Here is a 7,427-nt window from a genome sequence, read left to right as displayed (position 1 = left end):
GGGGGTGTTGGCGGGGTCGCGGGGGTGGATCGACGGGTGTTATGCGGGGGATTCGGCGGAGGTGATCGTGGAGCGTCTGCTGGCGCACGGTGATGTGGCGGCGAGGGAGGCGGGGGAGGCGTTGCTGGGGAAGTCGCCGACGGCGGTGAAGGTGACGCTGGCGGCGTTGCGGCGGGCTGCGGGGCTGGGTCCGTTGGAGCGGGTGCTGGAGCAGGAGTACCGGGTGTCGTGCAACGCGTTGGCGTCGGCGGATCTGGTGGAGGGGATCCGGGCGCAGGTCATCGACAAGGACCGGACTCCGCGCTGGTCCCCGGCGACCCTCGCGGAGGTCACCGACGGCGACGTGGCCCGCTACTTCACCCCCCTCGGCGCCGGAGAACTGCGCCTGACGGACGCCGGGACCGCGGCGGGGGCCGGGCCGGGATCCGGCCCGGCCCCCGGACCGGGCGACGGCCGCGGCTGATCCGGCCGCCGGCCCGCGCCGTCCGGAAGGCGGCCCGCGCCGCGCGCGGGGGTGCGCCCTCCGGTGCCGCGCGGCGCATCCCCGCACGGTGCATCCCCGCACGGCGCGCCTCCGCACGGCGCGCACCCCCGCACCGTGCGGCACCGTCTAGGAGGAGACGTACTCGCGCAGGTGACGGGCGGTCAGCGTGTCCGCCCCGGCGACCAGGGCAGCCGGAGTGCCCTCGAAGACCACCTCGCCGCCGGCGTGCCCGCCGCCCGGCCCGATGTCGATCAGCCAGTCCGCGTGCGCCATCACCGCCTGGTGGTGCTCGATGACGATCACCGAGTTGCCGTCGTCGACGAGCCGGTCCAGCAGGGCGAGCAGCTTGTCGACGTCGGCCATGTGCAGCCCGGTCGTCGGCTCGTCCAGGATGTACGTCGAGGACTTCTCCGCCATGTTGATCGCGAGCTTGAGCCGCTGCCGCTCCCCGCCCGACAGGGTGTTGAGCGGCTGGCCGAGCCGCAGGTAGCCCAGCCCCACGTCGGCCAGCCGGCCCAGGATCGCGCGGGCCTGGCCGGTGGTGAAGAACTCGCGGGCCTCCGCCACCGGCATATCGAGCACCTCGCTGATGTTCTTGCCCCGCAGCTCGTACGTGAGCACTTCGGGGGTGAACCGCTTGCCCTCGCACTCCTCGCAGACCGAGGACACCCCCGCCATCATCGCCAGGTCCGTGTAGACCAGCCCGAGACCGTTGCACTTCGGGCAGGCGCCCTCCGAATTCGCGCTGAACAGGGCCGCCTTGACGCCGTTGGCCTTGGCGAACGCCGTCCGGATCGGGCCGAGCAGGCCGGTGTACGTCGCCGGGTTGGACCGGCGCGAGCCGCGGATCGGCGACTGGTCCGCGACGACCACCCCGTCCTGCCCGGCCAGGTAGCCGTGGATCAGGGAGCTCTTCCCGGAGCCCGCGACCCCGGTGACCACCGCCAGCACCCCCAGCGGAACGTCCACGCTGACGTCCTTGAGGTTGTGCAGGTCGGCCCCCTTGACCGACAGGTGACCGCGCGGCGTGCGCACCGACTCCCGCAGCCGCGCCCGGTGTTCGAGGTGGCGGCCGGTGAGCGTGCCCGAGGAGCGCAGCCCGGGGACGTCGCCCTCGTAGCAGAGCTCGCCGCCCGCCGTGCCCGCGCCGGGGCCGAGGTCCACGACGTGGTCGGCGATCGCGATGACCTCCGGCTTGTGCTCCACCACCAGCACCGTGTTGCCCTTGTCGCGCAGCCGCAGCAGCAGGTCGTTCATCCGCCGGATGTCGTGCGGGTGCAGGCCGATGGTGGGCTCGTCGAAGACGTACGTGACGTCCGAGAGCGAGGAGCCCAGGTGGCGGACCATCTTGACGCGCTGTGCCTCCCCGCCGGAGAGCGTGCCCGAGGGGCGGTCCAGGCTGAGGTAGCCCAGCCCGATCTCCACGAGCGACTCCAGGAGCTCCCGCAGGCTCGTGAGCAGCGGCGCCACGCCCGGGTCGGCGAGCCGCCGGACGAACGTCGCCAGGTCGCTGATCTGCATCGCCGAGCATTCGGCGATGTTCAGGCCGTCGATGCGCGAGGACAGCGCGGCCGCCGAGAGCCGGGTGCCCCCGCAGTCCGGGCAGTCCGTGAAGACCACGGCGCGGTCCACGAACGACCGGATGTGGGGCTGCATGGCCTCGCGGTCCTTGGCGAGGTACGTCCGCTGGATCTTGGTGATCAGGCCCTCGTACGTGAAGTTGTTCGAGCCGACCTTGACCTTCACCGAGTCCTTGTGCAGGAAGTCCGCCCACTCCTGCTCGGTGAAGTCCTTCAGCTTGGTGTCGGGGGAGTAGAAGCCCGAGTTCGCCATGACCTGCCAGTACCAGGAGTCCACCGCGTACCCGGGCACGGTGATCGCGCCCTCGTTGACGGAGAGCTCCCGGTCCACCAGCTGGCCGACGTCGATGTCGGAGATCTGGCCGATGCCCTCGCAGCGCAGGCACATGCCGTCGGGGGTGTTGAAGCTGAAGGCGGTGGAGGTGCCGATGTGCGGGGTGCCGAGGCGGGAGAAGATGATCCGCAGCATGGTGTAGGCGTCGGTGGCGGTGCCCACGGTGGAACGGGAGTTGGCTCCCATCCGCTCCTGGTCGACCACGATGGCGGCGCTCAGGTTGTTCAGGCCGTCCACGTCCGGCCGGCCCAGGGTCGGCATGAAGGACTGGATGAAGGCCGTGTACGTCTCGTTGATCATGCGCTGCGACTCGGCGGCGATGGTGCCGAAGACGAGGGAGGACTTTCCGGAGCCCGAGACGCCCGTGAAGACGGTGAGGCGGCGCTTGGGGATGTCCAGGGAGATGTTCCGGAGATTGTTCTCCCGGGCTCCGCGGACCTGGATGACCTGGTGGCTGTCGGCGTCATGACCGGTGGCGTCGATCTGCACGGAACTCCTCGCGGTGGCGGCGGCGCGGCTTATTTTGTACACCGTACTCTATACGCTGTAGTGAGTTCCCGGCCCGTGATCGGCCGAACCCGAAGGAGTCCGTATGGCGAAGGACCGGAGCGGCGCGGGCGACCCCGTCCGCACCCTGCGGCTGCTCTGGCGCGAACCCGGCCAGGATCCGCCCGCACGGCGCGGACCGCGGCAGGGCCTGACCGTCGACGCCGTCGTACGCGCCGCCACCGGCCTCGCCGACGAGGAGGGGCTGGCCGCGCTCACGATGCGGGCGCTCGCCCAGCGGCTCGGCGTGACCCCCATGACCCTGTACACCTACGTTCCGGGCAAGGCCGAGCTGCTCGACCTCATGCTCGACGGTGCCTACCGGGACACGGGCAGCGGGGGGTGCGACCCCGGCGAGCCGTGGCGCGCCAGGGTCACCCGCGTCGCCGAGGACAACCGCGCCCTGCTCGTGCGCCACCCGTGGATCGCCGACCTCGCCGTGACCCGCCCGCCGCTGGGGCCGGGCGTCATCGGGAAGTACGACCGCGAGCTCGCGGCCTTCGACGGGATCGGCCTGAGCGACGCCGAGATGGACGCCGCCCTGACCCACCTGCTCGGCTTCGTCCACGCCAACGCCCTCGCCGCCGCCGATGCCGCCGCGCACAACAGCCGGCAGAGCGACGACGAGTGGTGGGCGGTCAGCGCCCCGCTGCTGGAACGGGCCATGGACCCCGAGCGCTACCCGCTGGCCGGCCGGGTGGGCAGCATGGTCGGTGCCTACGACCCCGAGGCCGTCTGGGCGTTCGGCCTGCGGTGCGTGCTGGAGGGGCTGACCCGGATGGTCGAGGCCGCCGCCCCGTCCGCCGACCGGGGCTGAACCGGCCGCGCCGTCCGGGTGGCCGCGCCGTTCCGGTGCCGCGCCGTTCCGGTGCCCGCGCCGTCCCGTCCCGGGGTCAGCGGTAACCGGTGGCGTCCGCCGGGTGGCCCGGGTCCTGGACCTCGACCATGTACCGCCAGGCGTCCGGGCGGCTCCCGTCGAGGTCGGTGAAGCCGTACTCCCCGGCCAGCTGCCCGCTGGAGAGCGACTGCCCGTTCCAGCGCGCCACCTCCGGGTCCGCGGCGAGCGCCGCGACCGCCCGGCCCACGTACGCCGGGGTCTCGGAGATGCCGAAGTGCGGGACCTTCTCCAGCGCGTCGCGCCAGTTCGCCTCCGTCACCCCGAACGCGTCGAGCATCATCTCCGACCGCAGCCAGCCCGGGGTCAGCGCCACCGCCGTCACCCCGCGCGGTCCCAGCTCGTGGCCCAGCGCGAACGCCATCCGCAGCACGGAGGACTTGGCGATGTCGTAGAAGAACGACACCCGGTAGCGGCTCGCGTTGTACTCGGCGGTGCCGTCCGTCATCTCCACCACGAGACCGCCCGGCGTGCGCAGCAGCAGCGGCACCGCGAAGTGGCTGGTGATCGCGTGGGTCTCCACCGCCAGCCGCAGCAGGCGCAGCCCCTTGTCCAGGTCGTGCTCCCAGACCGTGCTGTCCCACTCGAAGAGGAGCTCGCCGCCCCAGATGTCGTTGACCAGGACGTCGAGCCGGCCCTGCTCGGCGTCGATCCGGCCGACGAGCGCCTCGACCTCGCCCGGCACCAGATGGTCCGCGACCACCGCGATGCCCTGCCCGCCCGCCGCCGTGACCAGCTCGGCGGTCTCCTCGATCGTCTCGGGCCGGTCGTACTCCGAGCGCCGGTCACGGGTGCTGCGACCGGACACGTACACGGTCGCGCCCCGCGCGCCCAGCTCGACCGCGATGCCGCGGCCCGCCCCCCTCGTCGCCCCGGCCACCAGGGCGACCCTGCCCTCCAGCGTCCGCTGTCCGTTCGATGTGCGCTGTGCGTCAGACATGCCCCGACCCTACGACGCCCCGCCCGCCTCCGGCCCCCCGAACGCGGCGGTCGCCGCCAGGGCGAGCAACAGCCCGCAGGCCGCGGCCGCCAGCGCGGCACCGGGCCCCCACAGCGTCCAGGCCGCCCCGAACAGCAGCGAACCGGCGAACCGGGCCAGCGCCTGCGCGGTCTGCAGCACGGCGAGCCCGGTGGTGCGCAGTCCGGCGGGCAGCAGCGGCGCGGCGGCCGCCATCAGCACGCCGTCGGTGGCCGCGTAGAACAGGCCGAGCAGCACCACGACGGCCACGCCCGCGCCCGCGAGGGCCGGGCCGGCGGGCAGCGGAGCCAGGAGCAGCAGGCACGCGCCGAGCAGCAGCAGGTGCCCGGCGAGGAAGACGCGGCGGCGGCCCAGCCGGTCGGCGAGCCGGCCCACCGGCAGCGCGGCCAGCAGGAACGCGGCCGCCGTGCCGACGGGCAGCAGCGGGAACCAGGCGAGCGGCAGGTCCAGCCGCCGCTGGAGCAGGAGGTAGAGGAACGCGTCGCCGACGGTGAACACGCCGAGCGCGGCGGCGGTCAGGCAGAGCCGCCGCAGCTCCGGCCGGCGCAGCAGGCTCCGTACGGCGGTCGCGTCCCGAGGATCCTGCGTCCGGAGAGGGGGCGCCGGGGGCGCCGGAGCCGGCGGCGCGGGGACCTCGCGTACGAACAGGGCCAGCAGGACCACTCCCAGGACGGCGAAACAGCAGCTCACGGTGAACACGGCGTCGTAGCCGTCAGCGGCCGCCCACAGCACCCCGAAGGCGATCAGCGGCCCCAGCAGTGCGCCCGCGGTGTCCATCGCGCGGTGCACGCCGAACGCCCGCCCCTGTTCCCCGGGCGCGCAGGACAGCGAGATCAGCGCATCGCGGGGTGCGGTGCGCAGGCCCTTGCCGGTCCGGTCGGCGGCGAGCACCGCCGCCACCGACCAGGGGGCGGTGACGGCGAGCAGGGCCGCCTTGCAGGCGGCGGACAGCGCGTACCCGGCGCCCGCGACGAGCTTCCGCCGGCGGGTCCGGTCGGCGACCCGCCCGCCCAGCAGCCGCAGCAGCGCGGTGGCGCCTTGCTGCAGCCCGTCCAGTGCGCCGAACGCGAGCGGGGACATTCCGAGCCCGGCCACCAGGTACAGCGGCAGGACGGCGGTGACCATCTCCGCGGAGACGTCCGTGACCAGGCTGACCGTGCCGAGCGCGAGGACGGTGCCGGGGACGGCCCGCACGGGGCCCGTGCGGGGCGGGGTGCCCGCGGCGAGGTCCGCCGCCCTTCCGGCCGACAGGTACACGGAGGCCTCCCTTAGAACCAGTTGAGGGTGAGGGGGAAGGTGGTGGTTGCGGTGGTGGGGGTGGTGTCCGTGGCGGTGGCGGTGATGCGGAGGGTTCCGGTGGTCCAGGGTTTGCCGGTGATGCGTCCGGTGGCGGGGTCGAGGGTGAGGCCCCAGGGGAGTCCGGTGGCGGTGTAGCGGACGGGGGGTCGGGCTCCGGTGGTGGTGAGCTGGATGGTGCAGGTGCGGTTGAACGTGCAGGTCTGCGGGCCGGGGTCGGCCAGCTTGAGCCCGCCGGGCGTCGGGGTGGGCGTCGGCGTCGCAGTGGGAGTGGGGGTCGGCGTGGGTTCCGTGGAGTCCGCGAACACCTCCGAGATCGGCTGGACGTTGGCGGCGTTGCCCGCGTGCGTCGCGGTGCCGAAGAGGTCCTCGAAGGTCCGGAGCAGGTGGTGGTGGTTGAAGGCCGTCGCGTACCGGCCCGGCTTCACGTGCGCCCCGTGGAAGACGGTGGCGATCTGGTTGGAGCCCAGGTAGTTGTCCTCGTCCCAGGTCAGGACGAGCAGGCTGTTGTTGGCCTTCGCCCACTGCGCGTAGGCGTCGAGGTGGTTGCGCGTCCAGGTGTCACCGGTGGCGACCGGGCAGGAGTGCATGTCGTTGCACTGGTTGGGCACCACGAAGGACAGGTCCGGCAGCGCCGCGAAATCGCCCTGCGGGAACTGCGCCCAGGTCTTTCCGGTGTTCAGTGGCACGTTCTTGAAGGCGAACCACGGATTGTGCTTCTGCGCGTACTGGCCGCTGGTGCACGCGGTGGAACCCTCGGACGGCAGGTCCTCGTTGTACGTCGCGAACGTCCTGCCGGCCGCGATCAGCTCCTGCCCGAGGTTGGGTGCGGTCATCGACTGCGGGGTGTAGCAGCCGTCGCCGGTGACGCCCTGGGTGGAGCCGGAGAAGAGGTTGAAGTAGTTCGGCTGGCTGGGGTGCGTCAGCGCCTTCATGCCGGTCAGGCTCGCGCCGCCGTTGGCGAGTTGGTTGATGTACGGGGCGTTCGCGCTGCCGATGATCTCGCCGTACTGCTTGTTCTCGTAGACGACGACCACCACGTGGTCGTACGCCGGCAGCGCGGCCGCCGCCGTCGCCGTACGGGCGGGTCCGGCGCCCGCGGCGGCCTGGGAGCCGGCGAGGGTGAACGCGGCCAGCAGGCCGAGCGCGCCGAGCCCGGCCACGAGGGCGGACCGCACGGCCCTGCGTCTCGCCGCCGCGGGCGGTGGGGGCTGGGGCGGGGGTGGGGTGACGGGCATGGGAGGTGCCTCCTCGTGGTGGTCGCGGAGCCCGCGGCACGGCGGACCCCGGGGGCAGGGGCAGGGGCGGGTGCG

At 73.2% G+C, this 7,427-nt stretch carries 6 protein-coding genes; 2 read left to right on the top strand and 4 right to left on the bottom strand.

All coding sequences use genetic code 11. From position 1 onward, the window contains the following. On the top strand, positions 1-463 hold a 463-nt coding region (locus ACZ6S8_RS32855), incomplete at its 5' end, for an enoyl-CoA hydratase/isomerase family protein (protein WP_469461163.1). Positions 464-610: 147 nt separating this feature from the next. Here the strand turns inward: ACZ6S8_RS32855 and ACZ6S8_RS32850 are convergent. Beyond that, positions 611-2,887: an ATP-binding cassette domain-containing protein gene (locus tag ACZ6S8_RS32850; protein ID WP_469461161.1), complete on the bottom strand. Its 2,277-nt coding sequence runs from the start codon at positions 2,885-2,887 to the stop codon at positions 611-613. A gap of 103 nt (positions 2,888-2,990) precedes the next feature. Here ACZ6S8_RS32850 and ACZ6S8_RS32845 point away from each other — a divergent pair, with 103 nt between their 5' ends. Then, positions 2,991-3,761 (top strand): TetR/AcrR family transcriptional regulator, encoded by a 771-nt coding sequence (locus tag ACZ6S8_RS32845; RefSeq protein ID WP_469461159.1) that lies wholly within the window; start codon positions 2,991-2,993, stop codon positions 3,759-3,761. 76 nt (positions 3,762-3,837) lie between these two features. Here the strand turns inward: ACZ6S8_RS32845 and ACZ6S8_RS32840 are convergent, their stop codons facing one another. The 3 genes from ACZ6S8_RS32840 to ACZ6S8_RS32830 are packed head-to-tail and all read right to left on the bottom strand — an operon-like array spanning position 3,838 to position 7,352. Next, positions 3,838-4,779 (bottom strand): SDR family oxidoreductase, encoded by a 942-nt coding sequence (locus ACZ6S8_RS32840; protein WP_469461157.1) that lies wholly within the window; start codon positions 4,777-4,779, stop codon positions 3,838-3,840. A 9-nt stretch (positions 4,780-4,788) separates the two neighbouring features. Beyond that, positions 4,789-6,075 (bottom strand): MFS transporter, encoded by a 1,287-nt coding sequence (locus ACZ6S8_RS32835; RefSeq protein WP_469461156.1) that lies wholly within the window; start codon positions 6,073-6,075, stop codon positions 4,789-4,791. Between the two features lie 11 nt (positions 6,076-6,086). Further along, a complete protein-coding gene (locus tag ACZ6S8_RS32830) occupies positions 6,087-7,352 on the bottom strand; it encodes an alkaline phosphatase family protein (RefSeq protein WP_469461154.1) in 1,266 nt (421 codons plus the stop codon). Between the last annotated feature and the right edge of the window lie 75 nt (positions 7,353-7,427).

Source organism: Streptomyces sp. NPDC048461, assembly GCF_055587105.1.
This window is presented reverse-complemented; position numbering and strand designations above follow the sequence as displayed.

Coding starts and splice junctions, on each gene's coding strand:
- ACZ6S8_RS32830 (WP_469461154.1), bottom strand. CDS start 7,352: ATGCCCGTCACCCCACCCCCGCCCCAGCCCCCACCGCCCGCGGCGGCG.
- ACZ6S8_RS32840 (WP_469461157.1), bottom strand. CDS start 4,779: ATGTCTGACGCACAGCGCACATCGAACGGACAGCGGACGCTGGAGGGC.
- ACZ6S8_RS32845 (WP_469461159.1), top strand. CDS start 2,991: ATGGCGAAGGACCGGAGCGGCGCGGGCGACCCCGTCCGCACCCTGCGG.